21 protein-coding genes are annotated in these 26162 nt (G+C 70.6%); 15 read left to right on the forward strand and 6 right to left on the reverse strand.

Annotation, left to right across the window (positions count from 1 at the left end):
- Positions 1 to 35 precede the first annotated feature (35 nt).
- Positions 36 to 2663: a PQQ-binding-like beta-propeller repeat protein gene (locus ABZ664_RS21220; protein WP_362512253.1), complete on the reverse strand. Its 2628-nt coding sequence runs from the start codon at positions 2661 to 2663 to the stop codon at positions 36 to 38.
- Positions 2657 to 3505 (reverse strand): hypothetical protein, encoded by an 849-nt coding sequence (locus tag ABZ664_RS21225; RefSeq protein WP_362512256.1) that lies wholly within the window; start codon positions 3503 to 3505, stop codon positions 2657 to 2659. The genes ABZ664_RS21220 and ABZ664_RS21225 overlap by 7 nt, the downstream gene beginning before the upstream one ends.
- 365 nt (positions 3506 to 3870) lie before the next feature.
- Here ABZ664_RS21225 and ABZ664_RS21230 point away from each other — a divergent pair, with 365 nt between their 5' ends.
- Positions 3871 to 4827 (forward strand): TIGR01777 family oxidoreductase, encoded by a 957-nt coding sequence (locus ABZ664_RS21230; RefSeq protein ID WP_362512259.1) that lies wholly within the window; start codon positions 3871 to 3873, stop codon positions 4825 to 4827.
- 182 nt (positions 4828 to 5009) lie between these two features.
- Here the strand turns inward: ABZ664_RS21230 and ABZ664_RS21235 are convergent, their stop codons facing one another.
- The 3 genes from ABZ664_RS21235 to ABZ664_RS21245 form a co-directional block, all read right to left on the reverse strand.
- On the reverse strand, positions 5010 to 5306 hold the full coding sequence (locus ABZ664_RS21235; RefSeq protein WP_362512262.1) for a hypothetical protein: 297 nt from the start codon (positions 5304 to 5306) through the stop codon (positions 5010 to 5012).
- Between the two features lie 118 nt (positions 5307 to 5424).
- Positions 5425 to 7302 (reverse strand): protein kinase, encoded by a 1878-nt coding sequence (locus tag ABZ664_RS21240; protein ID WP_362512265.1) that lies wholly within the window; start codon positions 7300 to 7302, stop codon positions 5425 to 5427.
- A 110-nt stretch (positions 7303 to 7412) separates the two neighbouring features.
- Positions 7413 to 8774 (reverse strand): FAD-linked oxidase C-terminal domain-containing protein, encoded by a 1362-nt coding sequence (locus ABZ664_RS21245; protein WP_362512269.1) that lies wholly within the window; start codon positions 8772 to 8774, stop codon positions 7413 to 7415.
- Positions 8775 to 8963: 189 nt separating this feature from the next.
- Between ABZ664_RS21245 and ABZ664_RS21250 the strand changes: the two genes are divergently transcribed.
- From ABZ664_RS21250 to ABZ664_RS21260, 3 genes are all read left to right on the forward strand, one after another.
- Complete coding sequence (locus tag ABZ664_RS21250) at positions 8964 to 11744, forward strand: immune inhibitor A domain-containing protein (protein WP_362512272.1); 2781 nt, start codon at positions 8964 to 8966, stop codon at positions 11742 to 11744.
- A 111-nt stretch (positions 11745 to 11855) separates the two neighbouring features.
- Positions 11856 to 12794 carry a YegS/Rv2252/BmrU family lipid kinase gene (locus ABZ664_RS21255; RefSeq protein WP_350943953.1) on the forward strand — a complete coding sequence of 313 codons (939 nt, stop codon included), beginning with the start codon at positions 11856 to 11858 and terminating at the stop codon, positions 12792 to 12794.
- 80 nt (positions 12795 to 12874) lie between these two features.
- Positions 12875 to 13033, forward strand: a complete 159-nt coding sequence (locus ABZ664_RS21260) for a hypothetical protein (protein WP_350943952.1) — start codon at positions 12875 to 12877, stop codon at positions 13031 to 13033.
- A 53-nt stretch (positions 13034 to 13086) separates the two neighbouring features.
- Here ABZ664_RS21260 and ABZ664_RS21265 read toward each other — a convergent pair whose 3' ends face one another.
- Positions 13087 to 14814 (reverse strand): NERD domain-containing protein, encoded by a 1728-nt coding sequence (locus ABZ664_RS21265; RefSeq protein WP_362512277.1) that lies wholly within the window; start codon positions 14812 to 14814, stop codon positions 13087 to 13089.
- Between the two features lie 484 nt (positions 14815 to 15298).
- Here ABZ664_RS21265 and ABZ664_RS21270 point away from each other — a divergent pair, with 484 nt between their 5' ends.
- The 11 genes from ABZ664_RS21270 to ABZ664_RS21320 all read left to right on the forward strand — a co-directional run bounded on the left by ABZ664_RS21270 (position 15299) and on the right by ABZ664_RS21320 (position 25983).
- Complete coding sequence (locus tag ABZ664_RS21270) at positions 15299 to 15697, forward strand: phage holin family protein (protein WP_362512280.1); 399 nt, start codon at positions 15299 to 15301, stop codon at positions 15695 to 15697.
- On the forward strand, positions 15694 to 16413 hold the full coding sequence (locus tag ABZ664_RS21275; protein WP_362512283.1) for a DUF3618 domain-containing protein: 720 nt from the start codon (positions 15694 to 15696) through the stop codon (positions 16411 to 16413). Before ABZ664_RS21270 ends, ABZ664_RS21275 begins: the two co-directional genes overlap by 4 nt.
- Positions 16414 to 17433 carry a YihY/virulence factor BrkB family protein gene (locus ABZ664_RS21280; protein WP_362512287.1) on the forward strand — a complete coding sequence of 340 codons (1020 nt, stop codon included), beginning with the start codon at positions 16414 to 16416 and terminating at the stop codon, positions 17431 to 17433.
- A 343-nt stretch (positions 17434 to 17776) separates the two neighbouring features.
- Positions 17777 to 18253 carry a VOC family protein gene (locus tag ABZ664_RS21285; RefSeq protein WP_362512290.1) on the forward strand — a complete coding sequence of 159 codons (477 nt, stop codon included), beginning with the start codon at positions 17777 to 17779 and terminating at the stop codon, positions 18251 to 18253.
- 130 nt (positions 18254 to 18383) lie between these two features.
- Positions 18384 to 19580 (forward strand): histidine kinase, encoded by a 1197-nt coding sequence (locus ABZ664_RS21290; RefSeq protein ID WP_362512293.1) that lies wholly within the window; start codon positions 18384 to 18386, stop codon positions 19578 to 19580.
- A gap of 105 nt (positions 19581 to 19685) precedes the next feature.
- Positions 19686 to 20447, forward strand: a complete 762-nt coding sequence (locus ABZ664_RS21295) for a LytTR family DNA-binding domain-containing protein (RefSeq protein WP_350943945.1) — start codon at positions 19686 to 19688, stop codon at positions 20445 to 20447.
- Complete coding sequence (locus ABZ664_RS21300; RefSeq protein ID WP_362512298.1) at positions 20444 to 20944, forward strand: hypothetical protein; 501 nt, start codon at positions 20444 to 20446, stop codon at positions 20942 to 20944. Before ABZ664_RS21295 ends, ABZ664_RS21300 begins: the two co-directional genes overlap by 4 nt.
- Complete coding sequence (locus tag ABZ664_RS21305; RefSeq protein WP_362512301.1) at positions 20941 to 22440, forward strand: cation acetate symporter; 1500 nt, start codon at positions 20941 to 20943, stop codon at positions 22438 to 22440. The genes ABZ664_RS21300 and ABZ664_RS21305 overlap by 4 nt, the downstream gene beginning before the upstream one ends.
- A gap of 249 nt (positions 22441 to 22689) precedes the next feature.
- Positions 22690 to 23874, forward strand: coding sequence for an MFS transporter (locus ABZ664_RS21310; protein ID WP_362512304.1), 1185 nt, complete (start codon positions 22690 to 22692; stop codon positions 23872 to 23874).
- Between the two features lie 172 nt (positions 23875 to 24046).
- Positions 24047 to 24376 carry a DUF485 domain-containing protein gene (locus tag ABZ664_RS21315; RefSeq protein WP_362512308.1) on the forward strand — a complete coding sequence of 110 codons (330 nt, stop codon included), beginning with the start codon at positions 24047 to 24049 and terminating at the stop codon, positions 24374 to 24376.
- On the forward strand, positions 24373 to 25983 hold the full coding sequence (locus ABZ664_RS21320; RefSeq protein WP_362512311.1) for a cation acetate symporter: 1611 nt from the start codon (positions 24373 to 24375) through the stop codon (positions 25981 to 25983). Before ABZ664_RS21315 ends, ABZ664_RS21320 begins: the two co-directional genes overlap by 4 nt.
- Positions 25984 to 26162: the final 179 nt, after the last annotated feature.

Consider the following 26162-nt stretch of genomic DNA (forward strand, 5'->3'; position numbering starts at 1 on the left):
CCCGAGTTCGTCGGCTCGCACCGGACGTCCCGTACTCACCGGGTGCGCCGGTCAAGCTCCGCCGGGTTCGGCCCGGGGAGTCCGTCCGTGGCGCGCAGTGCGTACAGGTTGCCGTTCGAGCTGCCGACGTAGACGAGGCCGCCGGCCACGACCGGCCGGGTCTGGAAACGGCCGCCGGTCTGAAAACGCCAGCGGGGCGCGCCGGTGGCCGCGTCCAGCGCGTGCAGCGTGCCGCCCTCGTCCTGGGCGAAGACGGTGTCCTCGTGGACCGACACCTGGGTGGTGAGCGGCCTGCTCCACCGTTCCTTCCCGGTTTCGGGGTCGAGGGCGTGCAGGCTCTGGCCTGCGACGTAGACATTCCCTCGTGACGCGGTGACGTTCCACCGGCCGCTGTCGCTCTCGGTGGTGAGCCTCCATCGCTCCCGGCCGGAGGCGGCGTTCAGCGCGTACGTGCGCCCGGTGAGATCGCGGAGGTAGACGGTGTCGCCGATCACGACGGGGTCGTACCGGACGGCGGTGTGTACGCGGGCGCGCCACCGTGTCTTCCCGGTGGCGGGATCGAGCGCGGACACCTTCTCATCGGTGACCACGAAGACGGCCTTCCCGGTCGCGGCCAGGTAACCGGCCGGGTTGATGTTGCCGGTGCCCACGCGGGAACGCCGGCGAAGCGTGCCCGTCCTGGCGTCGAGGGCGTACAGCATGCCTTCCCGGCTGCTCACGTGGACGGTGCCGGCGGCCACGGCCACGCGGCCCAGGGTGCCGGGGACGCGGAAGCGCCACCGCCGCTTGCCGGTGGCGGCTTCCAGCGCCACGACGTGGGTGAATCCGACGCCCGCGTACACGCCGCCGTCCTGGATGACGAGATCCTTGATACCGACGTACTGGGTGCCGAAGCGGCGGTTCCACCGCATCCGGCCGGTGGTGGTGTCGATGGCCGCCATCCCGTCGTTCCTTACGCCGTAGAGCACGCCGTCCACGAGCATGGGTGTGGCCGGCCAGGATTTCCACCGCGCCCGGCCGGTGACGGCGTCCAGGGCGTACAGACCGTCGTCGGCGCCGGCGTACACCGCACCGCCGTCCACCACCGGGTCGGCGCCGACCCTTCCGTCGGCGAGGTGGGTCCACCCGCCCGTCCGTGCCGGAGGTGGGACGCGTTCCCCCGGCCGATAGCGGGCCATCAGGTTGTCACGCACCCGGGCCGCGGCCAGGCGCAGCGCCAGTCGCGACGGCGACGTCAGATGGACGACGACCGGGCCCACGTTGACCAGTGCCGCGCCGAAGGTCCCCCCGGGGCCGTGGGCGGTGTAGGAGAAGACGCCCTCGCCCTCGATCGTGGGGTCGTGGTCGAAGCTCTCGTGACGCCTGGTCAGCTCGGCGGCGGCGGCGAAGAGGGCGCCGGCGTCCGGGGACACCCAGCTCACGGAGAGCGAGATGACCCCACGGTCGTCCTCGGGGGGCACCCAGTCGCAGGTCACGGGCCTGGGCAGCGTGAGGCGGCCCAGGGACCTGCCTCCCGGGACGCGGTGGAAGTCGTCGCCGAGGTCGCGTGAGGTGAGCAGGGAGCAGGCGTCCGGCCAATCGCCCGGCGGGACACCGCCGAGCGCGACGGGGCCGGTGGGACGTCCGTAGACGGGACGCAGGGCGGTGATGTGGGCGTCACCGTGGATGAAGGCCATGTGGGAGGTCGCCCCCACGAAGACGGTGGTGTGGGTGAGCGGCCTGTCGAGGGGGAGTGCGATGGGAGGGCCACTGTCCTGCTCTCGTGAGTTGAGGTAACCGGGCAGCGGCCACGTGTTGTTCCAGTCGAACCCGGGGCGGTCCTCGGCGTCGGGATGCCGGCCGAGGACCGGCGCCGGGATCCCGGCGGTGGCCCGCTCCAGGTGGGAGCGGGGCAGCGGTGTGCCGTCCCGCGTGAAGAGGAAATCGTCGCCGTCCAACGCCGCGATGACGAAGCCCTCCGACGCCTCCCTGAACCAGAGCCGGACGCCGACGCCCGGCGCGACGCGCCAGGTGGTCACCGGACGTGTCCAGTTCCGCCGTAGTGTGCGCGGATCGAAGGAGTCGAGCCGCACGCGGCCCTGCTCGCAGCGGCTCAGCAGCAGCAGAGCCCCGGAGGCGGAGTCGGTCTCTCCCTCACAGCCCACCGCCTCGGCGGCCCGCGCCCGGACGCCGCCGGTTCGTACGTCGAGCAAGAGCAGCCCGGACTCCCGGTGGAAGACGACGACGCCGTGCTCGGACACCTGGATCCGTGGGAAGTTGTACTCCCGTGGCCTCGACGGGGGTAGCGCGTGCCGCCACAGCGGTCCGCCGGAGGCCAGGTCGTAGCCGTACAGGGTCCGATCCGACGATCCTTTCCGGGTCCCGACCACGACGAGGGTGTCGGCCGCGGCCCACGCGTCGCCGAGGGAGTGGAGCGGGATGCGAACGGTGAGCCGGATCGCGCCGGTGTCGGGATCGCGCACGGTCACCGTCCCTGCCTCCGGCGCCGCCATGATCAGATTCTCGCCGGACAGGAAGGAGAGGGAGGCCTTCTCATCGGCAGGGGCCGACCACGCCGTCTTCCACCCCACGAGCTCCAGCGGAGGCCGCCCGTCGTCGGCGACCGCGAGCGCGGCGGCCACCGAGAGCGCCACCAGAACCCGGAGGCAGCGGGTGATCAGCATGTCCGGCGTTTCCCGCAGGAGACCGGCTGCCAACCTCCCTGCGAGGCTTGCCGGTAGTGGGACCGGTACCGGGCGGCCTCGCCGGTCAACCGGAACGGCCCTCCGTCCGGCCCTTTGACCACGACCTCTTCCGTGCGGCCGTCCGCGAGCACCGTGACCCGCAGGTCGAACTCGTAGTAGGCCTTCTTGCCGGTGAAGCTCAGGCTGAGTGTGACCGGCTCATCCCGTTTCAGGTCGATCTGCTTCTTCCGGAAGTACGGGGTGTCCCCGCCGGTCGTGAACCGAGGCGTGGGACGGTCAAGGTCGGCGGCCATCTCGACGGTGCCCGTCTCGCCGCCGCCGGTGACGGCGATCAGGCGGGCGCCCTCCGACACCGGTCTGCGGGCGAGGACCCGCGGCTCGATGTCCACGATGCGCAGGCTGCTGCGGTTCCCGGTCAGCGCGACGGTGACGTTCATGCTGTCGATCAGGGCCATCCGGTGGCGCGCCAGCATCGCCTCACGCTGCTTGTCCGCGTGGGCGGCGAGCATGAGCGCCCGGTCCTCGGGGGTGGTCACCGGTTCGCGTAGGACGGTGTCGCGCTCGGAGTAGTCGACGGCCACGTGGCCGACGATGATCGGGGCGGCGCCGCGTACCTGCTCGACCGTGTCGGAGCCGTGCGCGTTGTACCACTCGGTGAACACGACGCCGAACGCGGCCAGGATCACGGCGCCGACGATCCCCGCCAGCCACGCCAGCAACCCTTTCGCCCGGGCGGGATCGGACGCCTCGGCGTCCTCCTGCCGCTGGGCCGCGGCGTCGCGGCCGATCGATGTGCGCTTCTTCCGGCGCGCTCTGCCCATAGGAACGCATTCCTCCACGGCTGATCGTCGAGACCAGGGTAGGTACGAGCTTGAGTGCGAAGGAGCGGTTTCCGGTTATTCACGACTGTCGGCGAGCATGTCCGGCGCGTCCTGCGGGTCCGCTGCCCACTCATGTGGGAGGAGGGCCGCTCGTCCGAGCGGCCGGGCGCGGAGATCCTGGACCGCGCGATGCAGCCCCCGCCGCCCTGGAGTGAGGGCGGGAACTCATGCCGTCGAGCGTTGGCCACCCGGCCCTGGGGAACGTTCGCGAGGCCGCCGCGCATGCGCTCGGGTCGATGAGTGACCTCTTTTGAACGCGTTCAGCGTGCCGCGCTAGGCTGGTCTCACACGTTCTGGGGAGTCCGATGAAAATAGTGATACCCGGAGGAAGCGGTCAGGTAGGCGCGATCCTGGATCGTGCGATGACCGCCGCAGGACATGACGTCGTGGTGCTGACCAGGCGCCCGGTGCGGGAGCGCGACGTGCACTGGGACGGGGAGAGCCTGGGGCCCTGGGCACGGGAGATCGACGGCAGCGACGTCGTGGTCAACCTGGCGGGACGCAGCGTCGACTGCCGCTACACCGCCGCCAACCTGAGGGCGATGATGGACTCGCGCGTGCACTCCACCCGGGTCGTGGGCGAGGCGATCGCCGCCGCCGCGCGGCCTCCCCGGGTCTGGCTGCAGATGAGCACCGCCACCGTCTACGCGCACCGCTTCGACGCGCCCAACGACGAGGCGACCGGCGTGATCGGCGGCGGCGAACCCGGTGTCCCGGACTACTGGGCCTACAGCGTCGAGATCGCGAAAGCGTGGGAGCGGGAGCAGGAACGGGCCGAAACCCCGCACACGCGCAAGGTCGCCCTGCGTACCGCGATGGTGATGAGTCCCGATCGCGGCGGTGTCCTCGACGTCCTGCTGCGGATGGTGCGGCTCGGTCTCGGCGGCCCGATCGCGGGCGGCGCGCAGTACATGTCCTGGATCCACGACCGCGACTTCGTCCGCGCCGTCGAGTTCCTGGTCGACCGGGACGACCTCGCGGGACCGGTGAACCTCGCCGCCCCCGAGCCTCTGTCGCAGCGCGCGTTCATGCGCGCGCTACGCGCGGCATGGGGGATCCGGGTCGGCCTGCCCGCGACGAGGTGGATGGCCGGGCTCGGCGCGTTCGCGCTGCGCTCGGACACCGAACTCCTGCTGAAGAGCCGCCGGGTCGTCCCCGGCCGTTTGCTCGAAGCGGGTTTCACCTTCGAGCACGCCCGGTGGCCGGAGGCCGCCGACGATCTCGTGAAGCGTGTGCGAGGAGGGGACCGCGTCCCGGTGTGAGCCTCCCGGGGGCGCGGGCGGGCGTTTCGCGGCTCGTGCGGAGACGCTATCCCCGAGACGACGCCCCGCCGGTGTCCGAGGGAACCTCGAAGAGCGCAGGACGGTCACCTTGCTGACGGGCTGGAACACCGGAGAGCGCCGATCCCCTGCGCTGGGATCGGCGCTCTCCAGCGTCTCAAGGATCAGGCGCGCCGCCAGCGCCAGTACGGGTCGCTGCTCTTGTACAGGCACCGGTACTTGCGGTTGGTGACCTTGGCGTACCCGTACTTTCCGCGTGCGGCCTTCGGGCAGAAGGCGCCGGGGGTGATGCACCGCCAGACCTGCTTGTCCTGCCGATACTGGCAGGCGGCGTGACTACCTGCGGAAACGGCAGGGGCCTGGGCGTGGAGGGTCGCCGCCGAGGCGGGCAGCGCTACGGTGGCCGGTGCGATCAGGGCGCTGCCGACCAGGGCCGCCGACACGAGCAGGTTCTTGAGCAAGGGGAGGCTCCGAGGGGAGGGGATATGTACTCTTCCTATGACTCCTGGCAGCTACAGCTGGTTTGCCGGGCGATGTGGTGAGAATCCGGCTTTTTCCAGCACCCCTTCGGGCGAACGTTCAGCCGCAGTGGCTCCAGCCGCTCTTCCAGGACCGTGATCCGTACGAACCGCCCCAGATCACGCACTTCTTCACGGCGGGGAGTCGTACGGGGCCCGCGTAGGCGGTGAATTTACCGGGGTCGCTCGCGGCGGAGCCGCCCTTCACCCGGAGGATCGCGTTCATCGCGACCTTGGAGGATGTCACGTACCGGGACATGGTCACGACACAGTTCTTGCCCTGGGCGGTGTTGTAGAGGAGATAGACGGTCGCCACGCTGCCCAGAGCCCTGGAGTTGATCACTTTGTAACCGCCGCCGCAGAGGCCGGTGGCCGTGTGGGGGTTGGGCTTCTGCGGCGGCTTGGCGGTGGGCTTCGCCGTCGGGTTCGCTGTGGGTGTCGGGGACGACGAGGACGGCGAGGGCTTGGAGGGGGCGCTCGGCTGCGGCGAGGCCGTCGGTCCTGGAGTCTGTGCGGGGGAGTTGTCGGGTTTCGCCGTCGGCTTCTCCGTCCCTCCGGCCGGATCCTCGTCCGGCCGGGAGGAGGGCCGCGCGGTGCGCCGGGATGGGGAGGACGTGATCGCGGGGACCGTCTCGGTTCTCTCCTCCGCCTCGGAAACCCTCTCCGAGGGCTGGGAGGACTCCTTCGGAACCTCGGGGACGAGCGTCGGATCGGGCTCCAGCTCCGTGACCTCCGACGCGGTGGGGGTCGTCGCCGGCCGCGTCGCCGCGGCCTTCCCGTTGTCCTGGAGGAGCGCCACGGCCCCCGCGGTCGCGCCGAGCGCGGCCACGACCGCCACTCCGGCGAGCAGGAGCCCCGCGGGCCGGGGTCTCTTCCTTTCGCCGGGGTCGGGACCGTTCGGTGCTGATCCGCCCTGCTCCTGTCCGCCCTGCTCCTGTCCGCTCTTCCAGGGTCCGCTCTGCCAGGGTCCGGCCTGGCGCGGTCCGGCCTGGGGTGGTGGGCCGTACCCGCCCTGTACGCCAGGTCGCGGGGGCGTCGCGGACGTGGGGCCGGTGGCGGGATCGGTCGTGGGAGTGGTGCCGGGTGCGGGGCCGAGATGGGGGAGGGCGGCCGGGCGCGGGACCGGGCCGGTGGGGGCCGCGCCCATCAGGTGGCTGACGAGTTGTTCGGCGGTGGGGCGTGAGGCGGGGTCCTTGGACAGGCAGGCCGCGACCAGGTCGCGCAGCGGTCCCTCAAGCGTGCCCAGTTCCGGCTGCGCGTTCAGGATCCGGTTGATCACGATCGCGATGGAGTCCTGGCCGAACGCGGGGCTGCCGGTCGCGGCGAAGACCATCGTGACGCCCCAGGCGAACACGTCGGCCGCGGGCGTCACCTCGCCGGGGCCGAGTTGCTCGGGCGCGAGGTAGGACGGGGTCCCCATCGCGACCCCGGTCGCCGTCATCCCCGGCGAGTCCAGCGCCCTGGCGATGCCGAAGTCGATCACCACCGGGCCCTCGGGCCCCATCAGCACGTTGGCGGGCTTGAAGTCGCGGTGCAGGATGCCCGCGCGGTGGATCGCCGACAGCGCGGTGGCCGTACTGACGGCGAGACGTTCCAGGGAGGCGCCGCGCCGGGGACCCTCCCGGTCGACCAGCAGGCGCAGGGACGGGCCTGGAACGTACTCGCTCACGATGTACGGGCGGCTGCCGGCGAGGTCGGCGTGGAGCACGACGGCGGTGCAGAACCTGGCGACCCGCTGCGCGACCGACACCTCGCGCAGGAAGCGGGCCCTGGCCTCGGGGTCGCCGACCAGCCCGTGGTGCAGGAGCTTGACGGCGACCTGCTCACCCTCGGGCCCCCGCCCGAGGTAGACGATTCCCTGGCCGCCCTCGCCGAGCCGTCCGACCAGCTCGAACGGGCCCAGTCGCGGTGGATCCCCCTCGATGAGCGGCGCCGTCACGATGTCCCCCCGAACACGATGTCTCCGAACCAACACCAAAAATGGTTTGGATGGGGCAGAACGCTACCAGCGTGAACGGTGACGGAGATCCCCTCCGGGGGGAGGCCCGCTCAGATCGCCTTGCCGGGGTTGAGGATGCCGAGCGGGTCGAAGACCTGCTTGATCCCGTGGTGGATCTCCTCGGTGACCGGGCCGGTCTCCAGCGCCAGCCAGCGCCGCTTGAGCAGTCCGACGCCGTGCTCGCCGGTGAGGGTGCCCCCCATCTCCAGGGTCTCCCTGAAGAGCTCGTCGGCCGCCGCCCACACCTGCGGCGGCGGCTCGGTCAGGGCGTGGTCGAAGATGAAGACCGGATGCAGGTTGCCGTCGCCCGCGTGCGCGACCGTGGTGATCAGCACGTCGTGCTTGACGGCGATCGCCTCGATCTTCTCGATCATGTGCGGCAGCGAGGAGCGCGGCACGCACACGTCCTCCACCAGGCACTTGCCCAGCCGTTCCTTCGCCTGGTACGCCATCCGCCGGACCCCGATCAGCTCCTCGGCCTCCTGCGCCGACGACGACACCGCGACGAAGGCCGCGCCGTTGGCGGTGCAGAGCTCGGCCATCCGCTCGGAGACGGCGGGGCCGTCGGCCGCGTCCGACTGCGCGATCAGCATCGCCCTGGTCGACTCCTCAAGCCCGATGTTCCGCCAGTCGTCGATGGCCTTGAGCGTGTTGCGGTCGAGCATCTCCATCAGCGACGGCTGGCATCCGGCCGCGATGATCGCCGAGACGGCGGAGGCGGCGTCCCTGAGCGAGGTGAACTCGGCCGCGATCGTCGCCGGGTAGACCGAAGGAGCCCTGCGCAGCCGTACCGTCGCCGCGGTGATGACCCCGAGGGTGCCCTCGGAGCCGACGAACAGCCCGGTCAGGTCGTAGCCGGTCACGCCCTTCACGGTGCGCCTGCCGGTGTTGATCACCCGCCCGTCGGCGAGCACGACCTCCAGGCCCATCGCCGAATCGCGGGTCACGCCGTACTTCACGCACCGCAGCCCGCCCGCGTTGGTGGCGAGGTTGCCGCCGATGGTGGAGATCTCGTACGAGGAGGGGTCGGGGGCGTACATCAGCCCGTGCTCGCGGGCGGCCCGGTCCAGGTCGGCGGTGATGACGCCCGGCTCGACCACGGCCATCTCGTCGGCGGGGGAGAGCTCCCTGATCGCCGCCATCCTGTGCAGCGCGAGCACGACGCATCCCTCGACGGCGGTCGCCCCGCCCGCCAGCCCGGTCCCGGCGCCCCTGGGCACGACGGGCACCCGGTGCTCGGTGGCCCATCTCATCACGGCGACCACGTCGTCCCTGGTGTGGGCGAGTACCACGGCGAGCGGTTTGCCCGGCTCCAGGAAGGTCCGGTCACGCGCGTAGGAGTCGGTCACGTCGGGATCGGTCAGCACCTTCTCCGGTGCGAGCGCGGCGGCGAGTGCGGAGATAGCAGTCACATATTGGACTTTACGGCCTATGCCAACGTGCCTTCTCCGGACAAAACGCGTTTTATTGCAGTTTCGCAACATCATTTGGTCTCTTGACTCTTCCTTTACTTTCTCGTCTAACGTCCCCGTTCGGCGCGCTCATACGGCGCGCCGGTGGTGGACGCGTCCGGTGAACCCGGGCGGCAGGAAGGGGACACGTTGTCCGGCAGAGTCAGGAGCGGGAGCGCTCGCAGGCGCCTTCTCGCGATAGTCCCCGTGCTCGGCCTGGCCGTCACGGGATTGGCCGTGAGCGGTGCGTCGGCCGAGAGCGACACCTCGGTCGCGCGGTACGAGCCGACCGCGGCCGACTACTACATCAACTACGCGCCCCCGAGGGATGAGCCGGAGGTCAAGGACCCCGCCGTTCCGTCGGCCAAGGCGCGCAAGGCCGGTCCCTCCAAGAAGATCGCCGAGAAGTACTCGCAAGGCAACCCCGTGGCCGCGCGGGTGCTGGCCGCCCGCGAGGCGCAGGCGATCAGGACGGGGATCAACCCCGCCGACTTCATCTTCAAGAAGTCGAAGACCGTCAAGACTGCCAAGCTCCTCACGCTGCTGGTGGAGTTCGACGACAAGGCCAACGACGACTTCTCCGGCTTCTCCCGCCCGGCCGACGTGAACAGCGAGGACCCGGCCGAGTGCGTCACCGAGCCGCCGGGCACGCTGCTCAACGGCCCGCTGCACAACAGGATCCCCAACCCGGCCACCCTGCCGCACAAGGACAACAACAGCTTCTGGGTGCCCGACTTCAGCCCCGACCACTTCAACAAGATGCTCTACACCAAGCAGGGCATCACCCAGCGCGTCCGCACCGACCTGACCGACCCCCGCGACGGTCGCAAGGGCATCGACATCTCCGGCTACACCATGAAGAACATGTACGAGGAGATGTCCAAGGGCGCCTACACGGTCACCGGCCAGGCCAGTCCGTGGATCAAGGTCCCGCACTCCGAGGCCTACTACGGCGCGCGCGCCTGCGGCCAGCCGGTGCAGGACATGAGCGGCCACCCGGACAACCCGCGCGGGGCCGGCCAGCTCGCCATCGACGCGGTCAACACCCTCGCCGCCTCCGACCCGAACTTCCCCTGGGCCGACTACGACCTCGAGGACGTCGGCGACGCCGACGGCGACGGTAACTTCGCCGAGCCCGACGGCGTGATCGACCACCTGGTCCTGGTCCACGCGGGCAAGGACAAGTCCTCCGACGGCGGCGCCGAGGGCACCTACGCGATCTGGGCGCACTCCAGCGCGGTGGCCGGCGGCTACCAGGTGCCCGGCCAGAACGTGAAGATCTCCAACTACATCGTGCAGCCCGAGGACTCCGGCGTCGGCGTCTTCGCCCACGAGTACGGCCACGACCTGGGCCTGCCCGACCTCTACGACACCAGCGGCCAGGCCTCCTCGGCCGTCGACTTCTGGGACCTGATGTCCAGCGGCTCGCACAGCGGCCCGATCTTCCAGTCGATGCCCACCCACATGAGCCTCTGGGGCAAGTGGGTCCTCGGCTGGGCCAACCCCAAGGTCTTCGACCCGGGCGACCGCGCCGGCCTGGTGACGATCGGCCAGGCCTCGCGCACGCCCAAGCTCACCCAGGACGGCGTCAGGGTGAACCTGACCAGCCCTCCGGTCACGATGGTCGAGCCGCACAGCGGCACCAAGACGTTCTGGTCCAACTTCGACCAGGAGTGGGCGAACGTCAAGATCGGCCGTGACGTCCAGGTGCCCGCGGGAAGCGACCTGAAGTTCTGGATGTGGAACAACTACGAGATCGAGGAGGACTGGGACTTCGGCTTCGTCGAGGTCTCCACGGACGGCGGCACGACCTGGGCACAGCAGAAGGTCTACACCGAGGGCGGCGCCCTGGTCTCCACCGGCGACGACTACCCAGACCCCAACGGCAACCTGGCCGCGTTCGGCAACAAGAAGTACGGCCTCGCCGGCGACACCGGCGGCTGGCGGCACGACTACGTCGACCTCACCCCGTTCGCCGGCACGACCGTCAAGCTGCGCCTGACGTACAACACCGACGCCGCCTACACCCCGCGCGGCTGGCACGTCGACGACTTCGCGCTCACCAACGGCGCCGAGACCGTCTGGAGCGACGACCTGGAGAGCGGCGCCGCCGGCTGGACGGCGAGCGGCGGCACCTTCAACGGCACCACCGGCAAGGGCTGGGTCGTCAACGACGGCAAGCGCGAGGTCTCCCGGTTCTATCTGGCCGAGTGGCGCAACTTCGACGGGTTCGACAAGGGCCTGCAGTACACCTACGCCACCAACTACTCCCGTGAGGGCTCCTGGAAGGTGGAGAAGGTCAAGTACAACGCCCCCGGCATGCTCGTGTGGTTCCGCGACTCCAACTACACCAACAACTCGGTGGCGAACAACCTCGACCTGGCGCCGAGCATCGGTTCCAAGGGCAGCCTGATCCTCGTCGACTCCCACTTCGACCCGCTGCGGCGGACCGGCACGGCGGCCGCGAAGGACACCACCACGCTCAAGAACATGAGCGGCCGCGTGCAGAGCTCGAACGCCGCCTTCTCCTTCGCCAAGACCTACCCCTTCACCGAGTGCTTCGAGGGGCCCGGTGAGCCCTTCAGCGAGTACTGCACCAAGGTGGCCGCGCAGAAGGGGGTCTCCGAGTTCACCGACGCGAAGACCTGGTACCCCGGGTTCGAGGTGCGCGGCACCAGCCTGTTCTACCGCGACTTCGACGCCTCCACGGTCGTCCCGTCCAAGGGCGACCAGCTCTACAGCACTCGGATCGTCAACGCCGACGGCACCCCGGCCACCGAGCTGTACGGGACCGACATGGGCAACGGCCACGTCCTCGGCTCGGGCAACCCCGGTGACGAGGGCAAGGCGCTGGGCGTGAAGATCAAGCTGATCACCCCGCTCCCCGGCGACCTCGGCGCGATCGTGCAGGTCACCCCGCCCAAGAAGTAAGGGCACCGGCCAGGAAGGCAATCGACATCCCACAAATGGTAGGGCCCCGCCGTCATCGACGGCGGGGCCCTACCATTTGAACGGGCGACCATCCGATCGGACAGGGGCAGCGTGGGAGAGCTTCGAAGCAAGGCCGAGCACACCGAGGCCATCCGGACCAAGGGCAGGGTCTGCGTGGTCGTCAACACGCGCTCGCGCCGAGGCCGGCGCCACTACGCCGCCGTGGTCCGCGCGCTGCGGGCCGAGGGGTTCGACTCGATCCGTTTCCTGCCGGTGGTCGACCCCAAGCGCCTGCGCGCCACCCTGGAGGAGGCCCTCGCCTCCGAGCCCGACCTGCTCGTCGTGGGAGGCGGCGACGGCACGCTCAGCGCCGCCGTCAAGCACGTCGCCCACCGCGACGTCGCCCTGGGCGTGCTGCCCCTGGGCACGACCAACAACTTCGTCCGAAGTCTGGGCGTCCCCCTCGACCTCGCCGGAGCGATCCGGGTGCTGCGCACGGGGAAGGTCGCCGACATCGACCTGGGCGTGGCCGGAGACCGCGAGTTCGCCAACCTGGCCAGTTTCGGGGTCTCCGTGGAGGTGGCGGGCAAGGTCAGGCACGGGGTGAAGCGTCTTCTCGGCCGCGCCGCCTACCCGCTCACGGCCCTCACGATCCTGCCGGGCCACCGGCCGTTCCGTGCCTTCCTCACCGTGGACGGGCGCCGCCACGAGCTGCTCACCCACCAGCTCAACATCGCCAACGGCCGCTTCCACGGCGGCTGGCAGGTCGCCAGGGACATCAGCATCGACAACGGGCTCCTGGTCGCGTACCAGCTCGGCTCGGGCAAGCGCCTGCGCCTGCTGCTGGAGACCATGGTCCGCGCCGGCAGCGGCCGCTGGCGCAGCCTGGCGGGAGGCCCCTTCGTCGTGGGGCGCGAGATGCACCTGGAGACCGACCCGCCGATGGCCGCCGACGTCGACGGCGAGGTCCGCCTGATGACCCCGATCACGATCCGCACCATCCCCAACGGCCTGCGGGTGATGGTCCCCGACGACTTCGTCGACTCCTGAGCCCGGTGCGGCCCGGCGCCGACGACGATTGGAGCCGGCGTCACCGGGTAGTCGGAGATCTCCGACAGATGGAGGGCACCATGGCATCGCTGATCGACCGGGTCCGACGCTACCTGAGCACCCCGCAGGGACGGCGGAACATGGAGAAGGCCAAGACCATGGCCCGCGACCCGCGCAACCAGCAGAGGCTGCGCGGGCTCCTCGACCGGTTCCGCGGCGGCCCCACCCGTCGCCGCTGACCTTCGCCCGCGCCGGGTTCAGGTCCTGATGACGGTGGGCGGCTGATTCGCCTTCACGGCTTTTTGCCGGTTATGCGGCGTAGGCCCGTCCTGAGCCTGCCGAGCAGCGTCTCCGGTGCGGGCGGGCCCTCGTGGCGCTCGTCCCCGGGTCGCGCGGGAGCCTGGGGGCGGGTCTGGTGAGGGAGGTCTTCCTGCCCGCGATCCTCCTGCCGCCGGTCGCCCGCCACATCGGTGCCCGCCACGCCCGGCTCTGGGGTGCCCGGGGCTTGAGCGGCCGGGTTCCGAGGAAGGTCGGTGTGCTGTGGCCGGACCTCCCGGGGGCGGGCTTCCCGGGGCGGGATGTCCTGGGAGCGGGCGTCCGATCCGGCGGGATCCGGTGGTACGGCGAGATGCTGCGGGGCGGGGATCCGGCCGGCGGGCTCCGGCGGACGGGGCCCGCCGGGGGCCAGAGCCCGCCGCAGGTCGGCGAGGGCCTCGGCGGCGCTGGGACGCTTGTGCGTCGCGTGGTCGCGCATGCGCCGCAGCAGGTCCATCACCTCCACGGACGCCTCGCCGGAGGCGGGCTCGGCGTCGGGGGTGATCGGCGGGAGCCTCCCGGTCAGCAGCTGGAAGGCGATCACCCCGGCCGCGTACACGTCGGAGGCGGCCGTCACCCGCACGGGCATGGCCTGGCATTCGGGAGCGGCGTAGTGGGTGTCGAGGACGTTGGGCAGCTCGTTGGCCACGGTGTGGGCGCGGGGCCCCGGCTTGGCGTAGTCGAACCCGGTGAGCATGGCCCGGCCCTCCTCCGTCACCAGCACGCACGCGGGGCTGAGCGCCCGGTGGATCACGTTGTTGGCGTGGACGTGGGCCAGGCCGCGAAGCATGTCCTCCACCACGTCCAGCCGGGCGGCGGTGGAGAGCGTGGGCGGGGATGCGGTGAGGTGCAGGTGCAGCGCCTGGCCGTGCACGTCGTCGAGGACGAGCACGAACCGGCTCTCGTCGTCGATGGCGAAGAAGTCGCGGGCGCGCACCACGCACGGGTGCGGGGGAATCCTGGTGAGGGCCTGGTAGGCGTTGGTGATCAGCCGTCGCTCCGCCGCCCTCGGCTCCTCCTGCGCCAGCGGATCCGCCCGGTAGACGCGCAGCAGGACCGTCTCGCTGCCGGGGACCGTCGCGTTGATCGCGCGGTACTCGGTGACCCGGGTGTCGCCGCCCAGCTGCTCCTCCACCTCCCAGCTGCCGAAACGCGGCGGCGCCGTGGAGCGCCGCACGCTCCCGTTGAGCGCCTCGATGATCGCGGTGCCGTACGGCGCGGTGTCGGTGGTGTGGCCGCGCCTGACGCGGGAGACGTCGCTCAGCGTGTCGATCAGCCCGTCGAGGTCGGTGACGTGCCGCGAGTCGCGGCCCGCGGGGTCGACCAGTTCGGCGTCGGGGCCGGTGAGCACCACGAGGCTGTCGACGTAGACCCGGTCCAGCTCGCGGCGCTCCTGGGTGAGCAGGCCCTTCAGCGCGCGCCCGTTGCCGCGCAGCTTGGCGACGGGGGAGCCGAAAGCCTCACGCCGCAGCGGGAACCAGCGGGTCCCGGCGACCTCGATCCGGCCGCGGGTGCCCTTGACGTCGATGACGCAGAGCGAGTGGCCGGTCAGGACGATCGCGTCCACCTCGAAGATGTCGTCTCCGCGGGGCACCTCGATGTTGTGCAGCAGCAGCCAGTCGTCTGGGGCGTTGTCTCGCAGGTGTGCGATGACCCGTCGCTCGGCGTCGTTGACCGGGCTTCCGCCGCCGACGATCTGTGCCATCTCTAGCGTGCCGCCTTCCTGCTCGCGTTCATCGTGCCCCGCAGTATCCCAAGAGGCTCATCTTCGCCCGTACCTCTACTTTTCCACCACTCGGACACGCGGGCCTCCCTATGATCATGACGCATCCCGGGGGTGAGAGCGATCGAGGTGTCCACCCGCGCCGGACGCATGGGTGGCGGTGCCGCTCCGGAGGGTCGTCCGGCCTCGGTGGCTGAGGGGTGGCCGGGGGTGGCCCGGGTTTCCGAGCGGACCGCCGTGATCCCGGATCTCCGGACCGGGCCTTCATGATCGCCGCCGTGCCCGCCCGGGCCGCGGATGTCCCGGCTCGAAATCAAGAACGGATCAAATGCGGGCCATGGAGTGGTTCGCCATGAGATACGGCACGGTGACGCCCCCGAGCCCTCTGTGATCATCGCAGCCAGACCCATGTTTGCCGGGGGAGAGGAGGGTAGACGTCCCCTTGCTGTGAGGGAGGAGGCAGTCCATGACCAACACCAAGGAGTCACTGCCGACGTCCGAGCTGATCCGGCAGATGTCGGAGCAGGTCTCGCGTCTCGTCAGGGACGAGTTGCGCCTGGCCAAAGCGGAGTTGACGGAGAAGGGCAGGCACGCCGGGATCGGTGTGGGGCTGTTCGGCGGAGCGGGGATCGTCGCCCTCTTCGGGGCCGCGGCCCTGGTCGCCGCGGTGATCCTGCTGCTCGCGCAGGTCATGCCCCCGTGGGCGGCGGCCGCGCTGGTGGGCGGGGTACTGCTGGTCGTGGCGGGCGCGCTCGGGTTCTTCGGCAAGCGCCAGGTCGCCGAGGCCGCTCCGCCGACCCCCGTACGGACCATCGAGAGCGTCAAGGACGACATCGACGCGGTGAAAGAGAGGGCGCACCGATGACCGAGACAGACCCGGGCGGGAACCGGTTCGAGCCGGACGCCGGAACCACCGGATCCCGGAGGAAGGGCGTCGACGAGCCGATCACGCCGGACGAGAGCGGATCGCTGAACATCCCGCCGAACCAGCCGGAGGGCATGTCCCGCGAGGGCCTCGGCGCTTCGGGGTCCGAGCGTGACGGCACGTCCGGGTTCCGGGAGGGCGCGGCACCCGTCGCCGTCCCGGAGGCGACGGCGACCACCCCGTACGCCGACACCGGGGGTGGCGCGGCGGGAACGACGGGAGCGACAGAGATCGGAAAGACCGTCGGAGACGACGGGAACGACACGGAAACGTTGCGGCGGGACATTGAGGACGCCCGCCGCGAACTGGGCGACACAGTGGAGGCACTGGTGCACAAGACCGACGTCAAGGGCCGTATTCAGGAGACCGCCGCCCAGGTGGGCGACGACCTGCGCAAGGTGGGGGCGGCGACCGCCAGCACGGCCACCGAGATGGTGGAGCGGGTGAAGGTGGCCGCTCCCGAGATGGTCGGCCGGGTGAAGGAGGCGGCCCCCGAGGTCGTCGGCCGGGTGAAGGAGGCGACTCCCGTCGAGATCAAGGACGCGGCGGGCAGGGTCACGACCGAGGCGAGCAAGCGTCCCGTCGTGACGGTCGCGGCCTTCGCCGCGCTCGTCCTGGTCGTCCTGCGTATCCTGCGGCGGGGCAAGAGGAAGTAGATGCCCGGTAGCACGGAAAGGGCCGCTCTCGGCGATTCGCGAGGGCGGCCCGCCCATGTCCCCCGAACCGTCCCCCAAACCCCCTCGGAACTGCCTCGCGGGGCATGGTGGGGGGTCCTCAAACGGACCGTCGGGGAGTTCCAGCGCGACGGTCTGCCCGACTGGGCCGCGGCCCTCACCTACTACGCGGTGCTGTCGATCTTCCCCGGCCTGATCGTGCTGGTGTCCGTGCTCGGGCTGGTCGGCCAGGACGTGATCTCCACGATCCTGTCCCAGGTCGCCGCCCTCGCCCCCGGCGACGTCACGAGGCTGGTGGAGGACCAGGTCGAGCAGGTGCGCGGCAGCGGCAGCGCGAGGGGTTTCCTCGCGATCGCCGGTCTGCTGGTGGCGCTCTGGTCGGCCTCGGGCTACATCGCGGCCTTCGTCAGGGCCGGAAACGCGATCTACGACATCAGGGAGGGGCGTCCCCTGTGGAAGCTCACCCCGCTGCGGATCGGGCTCACCCTGGTGTTCGTCGTCCTGATGGCCGCCGCGGCGGTGGCCGTCACCTTCACGGGAAGGCTCGCCGAAGTGGCGGGCGATGCCCTGGGGGTCGGGCAGACGGCGGTCACCGTCTGGGGGTACGCCAAGTGGCCGGTCCTGGTGCTGATCGCCGCAGGTCTGGTGATGCTGCTCTACTGGGCCGCGCCCAACGTCCGCCAGCCGGGCTTCCGCTGGATCAGCCCCGGCGGGCTGCTCGCGGTGCTGCTGTGGGTCGTCGTCTCCGCCGGGTTCGCGACCTACGTCGCCAACTTCGGCTCCTATGACAAGACCTATGGCGCGCTCGGTGCCGTCGTGGTGTTCCTGGTCTGGCTGTGGTTGTCCAACATGGCCGTCCTGCTGGGCGCGGAGTTCGACGCCGAACTCATGCGGGAGCGTCAGATCGCCGCGGGCCACCCGCCGGAGAGCGAGCCGTACGCCGAGCCGAGGGACGAGGCGGAGGGCGAGAACGTCACCCTTCCCGGTCCGGGCGAACGCTGACCCCCGGCCCCCTGCCACGCCGCGCTCCGGACGCGACGGGGGCCCTTTCGGCCTCTGGGAGGCGGCGTGGCCGTCGGGTCCGCGGAGATCGGACCGATACCTGTTCGCGCAAGCGAGCCAAACTCATGTCTGCCGGGGTAATCTGACCGTTTCCGGGTGGGCGGCGGACCCCCTCCTCTCCGCCCACCCGGAGCTTTCCGCCGCTGGATGTCCTGTCAGGTCCAGGGTGCCGGGCCGGAAGGCGAACTATCCTGATCTCGGGCACGCGGAGGGCCGCCGCCCTTTCCGCGACCACCGTTTCACCACGACCGTCACGACGACGCAGGCCCCCTGAGGAGACGAGTTGAACGCCGTACTGACCGGTGTGCACCACCTCAAGATCTGGGTGAGTGACCTGGAGCGGAGCCGTTCCTGGTACGAGAAGGTCCTGGGGCTGGAACACCACATCAGCTTCCAGGACGAGGACGGCGTGATCAGGGGCATGAGCTTCACGGTCCCCGGCGCGGCCTTCCAGATCGCGCTGCGTGAGAACCCCGACCTGGCCAGGGCGCTCTTCGACGCCGACCCCTTCGCGCTCCAGGTCACCCTTGAGGGGCTTGAGGCCTGGGTCGCCCGTCTCGACGGGCTCGGCGTCCCGCACAGCCCGATCATCAAGGCGTCCGCCGGCCACGCGATGGGCTTCGTCGACCCCGACGGCGTTCAGATTCGGCTGTACGCCCCCGACGAGCAGGTCCACGCCGCCCAGGTGGGCGCGGAAGGCGTCTACCGGCCGGATCAGGCCGCCGACTTCACCCCCGCCCCGGGGCGAGAGCGGGACTGAGAGGCGCCTCACCACCTGTGAGGACAGGTCCCCGTCCCCGGCGGACAGAATTTAATCTACATCGTAAAGGCGATGGCCGTGATCTCCATGAACGAGGCGCGGGCGTGACCGGACGTATAAGGTCCGGAACGTGGAACCCCTCGTCGCCGTGTTGGTGGTCGCCGCGCTGATCGGCGTACCCGCCCTGGTGCTGTGGCGGGTGCTGCGCGGCCGCAGGGAGCTGGGCAGCAGCCCCGCCGAGCGGGCCACGTTCGAGACCCTGCACACCGCGTCCCTGGCCGCGCCGCCGCTGCGGGCGGGGCTGACCGAGGCGGGGGCGCAGAAGGCCTCCCGCTACCTTCGGGAGTTGCTGGGCTCCCCGGCGCTGGCGGTCACCGACGAGGAGCGGCTGCTGGTCTACGACGGCGAGGGCGACCACCACGCCCGCGAGGCGTTCGCCCACGCCGCCAAGACACTGTCGGGGGGCCGGACCCGTGTCCTGGGCCCCGAGGTCGTCTCGTGCGACCTTCCCGAGTGCCCGATCAGGTTCGCCGTGGTGGTGCCGCTCACCACCGACGGCAGGGTGGTGGGCTCCCTCGCCGCGTACGGCGGGCACGCCTCGGCGGGGCTGGTCAGGGCCGCCCACGAGGTCGCGAACTGGGTCGACTCGCAGCTGGAGCTGGCCGAGCTCGACCGGTCGAGAACGCGTCTGATGGAGGCCGAGGTCCGGGCGCTGCGCGCGCAGATCTCCCCGCACTTCATCTACAACTCGCTGACGACGATCGCCAGCTTCGTCCGTTCCGACCCCAACCGCTCCCGCGAGCTGCTGCTGGAGTTCGCCGACTTCACCCGCTACTCCTTCCGCAGGCACGGGGAGTTCACCACGCTGGCCGAGGAACTGCGTTCCATCGACCGCTACCTCACCCTGGAACGGGCCCGTTTCGGCGATCAGCTGCAGGTGACGTTGCGCATCGCCCCCGAGGTGCTCGCGGTCGCGGTGCCGTTCCTGTGCCTGCAGCCCCTGGTGGAGAACGCGGTCCAGCACGGCCTGGAGAGCAAGCCCGGGATCGGGCGCATCTCGATCGTCGCCGAGGACGCCGGGGCCGAGTGCCGGATCAGCGTGGAGGACGACGGCGTGGGCATGGAGCCCGACCGCCTGCGCCGCATCCTCGCCGGTGCCGCAGACGAGCGTTCGGGGGCCGGGGGAGTGGGGCTGGTCAACGTGGACGAGCGGTTGCGCCAGGTCTACGGTGACGAGTACGGCCTGGTGGTGGAGACGGCGAAGGGGGCGGGGACGAAGGTCAGCGTCCGTCTGCCCAAGTACCATCCGGGTGTCTCCGTCCGGTGAGCCCGCGTCCGGTCCGGATCTTCCCCTCATCCCGTGAAGTTGACAGGCGATGTCTGATTCATCACCCTCTAGAAATTCCCTCGCGAACGACCCGGAGGAGTGAGCGTGACCGGCCTGCGTGTCCTTGCGGTGGACGACGAGCTTCCCGCGCTGGAGGACCTGGCCTACCTCCTTCGGGACGATCCCCGTATCGGAGAGGTCTCCCTGGCCAGGGACGGGGCCGCCGCACTGCGCGTCCTGGACCGGGCGATCGCCGACGGGAGGCCGATCGACGCGGTCTTCCTCGACATCCGGATGCGCGGCCTGGACGGGGTGGTGCTCGGCCGTCTGCTGTCGCAGTTCGCCAACCCGCCCCGGGTGGTCTTCGTGACGGCCTACGAGGAGCACGCGGTCGACGCCTTCGAGATCAAGGCCGAGGACTACCTGCTCAAGCCGGTGCGGCCGGAGCGGCTGGCCGAGGCGATCCGCAGGGTGTTCGTCTCCGCGGAGCTGCCGGAGGTCGAGGGCTCCGGCCGTGCCGACCCCGACACCATCCCGGTGGAGCTCGGCGGTGTCACCAGGTTCGTGGCCAGCACCGAGGTCCGCTACGTGGAGGCCCAGGGCGACTACGCCCGGCTGCACACCGCGGGTGGCAGCCATCTGGTGCGCATCTCGCTGGCGACGCTGGAGGAGCGCTGGTCCTCTGCGGGGTTCGTACGGGTGCACCGCAGTCACCTGGTCGCGGTCAAGCACATCGACGAGCTGCACATCGACTCGGGGCGCTGCGTGGTCCGCATCGGCGAGACCGAGATCCCGGTCAGCCGCCGCCACACCCGCGAGCTGCGCGATCTGCTGGTCCGCAGGGCGCGCAAGGGCAGGCAGGAGTGAGTGGCGACGCCGGGCCCGGGGAGGGGGGCGAGCCGCGCCAGAGGAACGCCGACCGGTCGCGCGGGGAGGCCGAACGTCCAGGCAAGGACGAGCGTCCGCGCAGGGACGGCGAGCGGTCCCGCAAGGAGGAGCGCCCGCGGCGCGAGGTGGTGACCAGCCCTCGCACGATGGCTCCCCGCCACCCCAGTTACCCGGTCACCCGCGAGATCGACGAGCAGACCCGCCTGGGTGAGGTCTACATGCGCTCGCTGATCCGTACCCAGTTCCGTCTGGCCCTGTTCGTCTGCACGGTGCTGGGGTGCGTGGTGGTGGGCCTGCCGGTGGTGTTCCTGCTGGTGCCGGAGCTGGGCGCGCTGCACGTGCTGGGGGTCCCGCTGCCCTGGGCGGTGCTGGGCGGCCTGATCTACCCGGCGTTCGTGATCGGGGCCTGGCTGTATGTCCGGCAGGCGGAGCGGAACGAGCGCCACTTCGCCGAGCTGGTGGACAGGGCCCGTTGAGTACCGCGTACGGGGTGACGGCCGTCGTGCTGGTGGTGCTGGCGGCCGTGCTGATCGGCGCGTTCGGGCTCAGGCTGTCGCGGACCACCTCCGACTTCTACGTCGCCTCCCGCACGGTCTCCCCGCTGTGGAACGCCTCCGCCATCGGCGGGGAGTATCTGTCGGCCGCGAGCTTTCTGGGCATCGCGGGGCTGATCCTCACCTACGGCGCCGACATGCTGTGGCTGCCGGTCGGCTGGACGGGCGGCTACCTGGTGCTGCTCGTGCTGGTCTCCGCGCCGTTGCGCCGCTCGGGCGCGTACACGCTTCCCGACTTCGCCGAGGCGCGGCTGGAGTCGATGGCGGTGCGGAGGCTGGCCGGGGTGCTGGTCGTGCTGATCGGCTGGCTGTATCTGATGCCGCAGTTCCAGAGCGCGGGCCTGGTCCTGCGGGCCATCACCGGGGCGCCAGAATGGGCGGGGGGCCTGCTGGTGGCGGCCGTGGTCGCGGTGAACGTCATGTCGGGCGGCATGCGGTCGATCACGTTCGTGCAGGCCTTCCAGTACTGGCTGAAGCTCACCGCTCTCGCCGTGCCGCTGGTGTTCCTGCTGCTGGCGTGGCATGACGACGGTGCGCCGGGGCTGAGCGCGCAGGACGCGGCCTCGTGGGCGCTGCCGCTGTCGACGGGCAGGGAGTACGGCCTCTACTCGACCTACTCGCTGATCCTGGCGACCTTCCTGGGCACCATGGGGCTTCCGCACGTGCTGGTCCGCTTCTACACCAACCCCGACGGCCGGGCGGCGCGGCGCACGACGCTGGTGGTCCTGTCGCTGCTCGGCGCCTTCTACATGCTGCCGGCGGTCTACGGCGCGCTGGGCCGGATCTACCTCCCGGAGTTGGAAGGCAGTGACACGGTGGTGTTGTCGTTGCCCGGACGGCTGGTCGGCGGTGTGGCCGGAGACCTGCTGACGGCGCTGGTGACGGCCGGGGCGTTCGCGGCGTTCCTGTCGACCTCCTCGGGGCTGATGGTCTCGGTCGCCGGGGTGATCGGGCAGGACATCCTCAAGGGAGGGGTGCGGTCGTTCCGGGCGGCGGCGGTGCTGGCCGTGATCGTTCCGCTGGTTCTGGCGGTCTTCGCCCGCTCGTTGCCGGTCGCCGACGTCGTCGGCCTGGCGTTCGCGGTGGCGGCCTCCTCCTTCTGCCCGCTGCTGGTGCTGGGCATCTGGTGGCGGCGGCTGACACCCGCGGGTGCGATGGCGGGGCTGCTCGCCGGTGGCGGTCTCGCCTGCGGTGCGGTCCTGCTGACGATCGGCGGGGGACCGTACACCGGCCTGGTCGGTGCCCTGCTGGCGCAGCCCGCCGCGTGGACGGTGCCGATCGCCTTTCTCGTCATGGTGGTGGTCTCGCTGCTGACGCCCGGGCGCATCCCGCCGAACGTGGCCCGCACGATGGTGCGCCTGCACACCCCGGAGATCCTCAATCTGGACCGGGGTGACTGGCGGCCGCGGTCCTCTTGACGGCTCTGATGAGCTGTGACGGAATGACGACTATGAACCGACATTTCGGTTGTTCTGACTAGTTTTGGTATGTGCCGGCTCCGGTGACGAGGCGGTCGCCGAGGCCGGCGACGCCACTGCCGTGCTACCCGGGAACCGGGCCGGACGCCGGTCGGCCGCGGGGCTCTCCGTGAGCGGGACGGCGCACCGGTTCACGGCGCCGCGCCGGGAGCGGGACGGTCCGCCGATCCGCCGGTCAGCCGGTCAGCGGTGATACCGGAGGTCCTGCGCCGATCCCGGTTCCGGCTCGTCTATTTCGGGATGGCCGTCAGCCTGCTGGGCGACGCCTCGCTGCTGCTGGTGCCCGCCATCCTGGCCAAGAGTCTCACCGGCTCCGACGCCGCCGCGGGTCTGACCCTGTTCTTCTTCACCGTGCCCCTGTGCTTCTCGCCCTGCTTCGGATACCTCATCGACCGGGTCGACCGCAGGAGGCTCCTCGTCGTCACCTGCCTGCTGTCGGGAATCTCGCTCACCCCGCTGATCGCGGTCACCGGGCAGGGCACGGTCTGGCTGGTCTACCCGGTGTCCGCGGCGATGGGCTGCTCGTACGCGGTGATCTTCTCCGCGCTCGGCGGGCTGCTCAAGGCCATCCTGCCCGAGCACCTGCTCGCCGAGGCGAACGGCGCCCTGCAGACCACCCGGCAGGGGCTGCGCCTGTTCGGGCCACTGCTGGGGGTGGGTGTCTACACCGGCTTCGGGATCGGCGCGCTCGTGCTGTTCGACATGATCACTTTCCTCGTCGCCGCAGGGGTCTTCGCGATGCTCCCCGCGCCGAGACCTCTCTCGCCCGTCTCGCCGGCACCTCCGGGGCGCTGGCGCGAGGAGTTCTGGGCCGGGGCCCGCCACCTCTGCGCCGACCCGCCGTTGCGCCGCGCGGCCCTGGCGCTCTGCCTGATGTTCGCGCTGGCCGGGGCGACCGAGTCGCTGATCTTCGCGGTCATCGAGCACGGCCTGGCCAGGTCGCCGGAGTTCACCGCGTTCACCTCGACCGCGATGGGCCTCGGGGCGATCGCCGGGGGCCTGCGGAGCTCCACGGTGATCGCGCGCCGGGGCGAGTTGTTCGCGATCGGCGCGGGCATCGGCCTGTACGGCATGGCGGTCATCTGCTGGATGGCGCCCTTGGAGGCGGTCGTGCTGGTGGCCATGATGGTCGCGGGCGCCGGGCTGACCCTGGAGGGGGTGGCCAGGACGACCCTGGTGCAGCGCCGCAGCCCGGGCCACCTCGTCGGCCGGGTCTCCACCGCCTTCGAGTCCCTCATCGGGTTCGCCCAGCTGTCGTCCCTGCTCGCCGGTGCCGTGCTGGTGTCGCTCGTCGATTATCGCGTTCTGCTCGCGGTGGTCGGCCTGACGGTCTGCGGCGCCGGGGCGTACGCCCTGCGGGCGAGGCGGTGGTGAGGACGGCCTCCCGGGGACCGTTCGTCGTGCGATACAGACCTTTCACCGCAAGCCCCACCCAACTGAACGCGACTCGGCGGCGCCTCGGCGAAGAGACCGCATGCGGGTCTCCTCCGAGGGTAGCGTCCAGCCCTACGTTGTCCGTGATCCAGATCACATTTTGGGAGGTCCCGTGACCGCCAGGCAACATGATTCGTCGGTCTACGAAGAAATTCAGGCCAGCGACCAGTTCCGGGAGTTGAAGAGGCGTTTTCGGGCCTGGGCGTTCCCGATGACCGCGGCGTTCCTCGCGTGGTACCTGCTGTACGTCGTCCTGTCGGGCTGGGCGCGCGACTTCATGGGCACGAAGGTCTTCGGCAACATCAACGTGGCGCTGATCTTCGGTCTGCTCCAGTTCGTGTCGACGTTCGGCATCGCCTGGGCCTACTCCCGTTTCGCTGAGAAGAAGCTCGATCCGCTGGCCGACGACATCCGCCACGGAGTCGAGGGGAAGACCGAATGAACCACCAGACCCTCTCCACCATCCTGTTCCTGCTCTTCGTCGCGGGAACGCTGGGCATCACCTTCTGGGCGAGCCGCAACACCAAGGACGCCACCGACTACTACGCCGGTGGCCGCTCCTTCAGCGGCGTGCAGAACGGCCTCGCCATCGGCGGCGACTACATGTCGGCCGCGAGCTTCCTGGGTATCGCCGGAATCATCGCCCTGTCGGGCTACGACGGCTTCCTGTACTCGATCGGCTTCCTGGTCGCCTGGCTGGTGGCGCTGCTGCTCGTCGCCGAGCTGATGCGTAACTCCGGCAAGTTCACCATGGCCGACGTGCTGGCCTTCCGGATGAGCCCTCGCCCGGTCCGCACCGCGGCGGGCGTCTCCACCATCACGGTGTCGATCTTCTACCTGCTCGCCCAGATGGTCGGCGCCGGCGCGCTGGTCGGCCTGCTGCTCGGCGTCACCTCGCCGACGGGCAAGGCGCTCACGATCGTCGGCGTCGGCGTTCTGATGATCGTCTACGTGGTCGTCGGCGGGATGAAGGGCACCACCTGGGTGCAGATCGTCAAGGCCGTGCTGCTCATGGGCGGCGCGACCCTGGTCACCCTGCTGGTGCTCGGCCACTACGGCTTCAACCTCTCGGGCCTGCTCGGCGAGGCCGCCACCCAGAGCGGCAAGGGCGCGGCCTTCCTGGAGCCGGGCCTGAAGTACGGCACCGAGGCGCAGGGCCTCGCCGGCAAGATCGACCTGATCAGCCTCGGCCTCGCGCTGGTCCTCGGCACCGCCGGCCTGCCGCACATCCTGATCCGCTTCTACACGGTCCCCACCGCCAAGGAGGCCCGTAAGTCGGTCCTGTGGGGCATCGGCATCATCGGCACCTTCTACCTGCTCACCCTCGTGCTCGGCTTCGGCGCGGCGGCCCTGGTCGGCGGCGAGGCGATCGTGGCGCAGGACAAGGCGGGCAACACGGCGGCCCCGATGCTCGCCGAGGCGGTCGGCCAGGCGATCTTCGGCGAGGTGGGAGGCACCATCCTGCTGGCCGTCATCGCGGCGGTCGCCTTCGCCACGATCCTCGCGGTCGTCGCCGGCCTGACGCTGGCGTCGAGTTCCTCCTTCGCCCACGACCTGTACGCGCACGTGTTCAAGCGTGGCAACGTCACCGACAAGGAGGAGGTCCTGGTCGCCAGGATCTCGGCCTTCGTCATCGGCGCGGTCTCCATCGGGCTCGGCATCCTCGCGCAGGGGCAGAACGTGGCCTTCCTGGTCGCGCTCGCCTTCGCCGTGGCGGCCTCGGGCAACCTGCCCGCGATCCTCTACAGCCTGTTCTGGAAGCGCTTCAACACCGCGGGCGCGGTCTCGGCCATCTACGGCGGCCTGGCCTCCGCGCTGATCCTGGTGATCTTCTCGCCGGTCGTCTCCGGCAGCGCCACCGCGCTGTTCCCCGACGCGAACTTCGCCTGGTTCCCGCTGAGCAACCCGGGCATCGTCTCGATCCCGATCGGCTTCCTCGCCGGGTTCATCGGCGCCCGCCTCAGCAAGGAGTACAACGCGAACAAGTACGCGGAGATCGAGGTCCGCTCGCTCACCGGCATCGGTGCCGAGAAGGCCAGCTCGCACTAGGACCCCGTACCGACCCCCCGTACGGCTCGTACGGAAGTACGGGGAACCAAGGGCCCGGCCGCATAGCGGCCGGGCCCTTTCTCATGTGTCCCCGGCGGGCCCCCCGCCCCCCCCCGGGCGGCGCCCGCCCGGCTGTACGTGCGCGGGACGCCGGTGCGCTGGCCGGAGCTGTTCTCAGG

Origin of the sequence: Streptosporangium sp. NPDC006930, assembly GCF_040635605.1 — a bacterium.
Taxonomy (GTDB): domain Bacteria; phylum Actinomycetota; class Actinomycetes; order Streptosporangiales; family Streptosporangiaceae; genus Streptosporangium.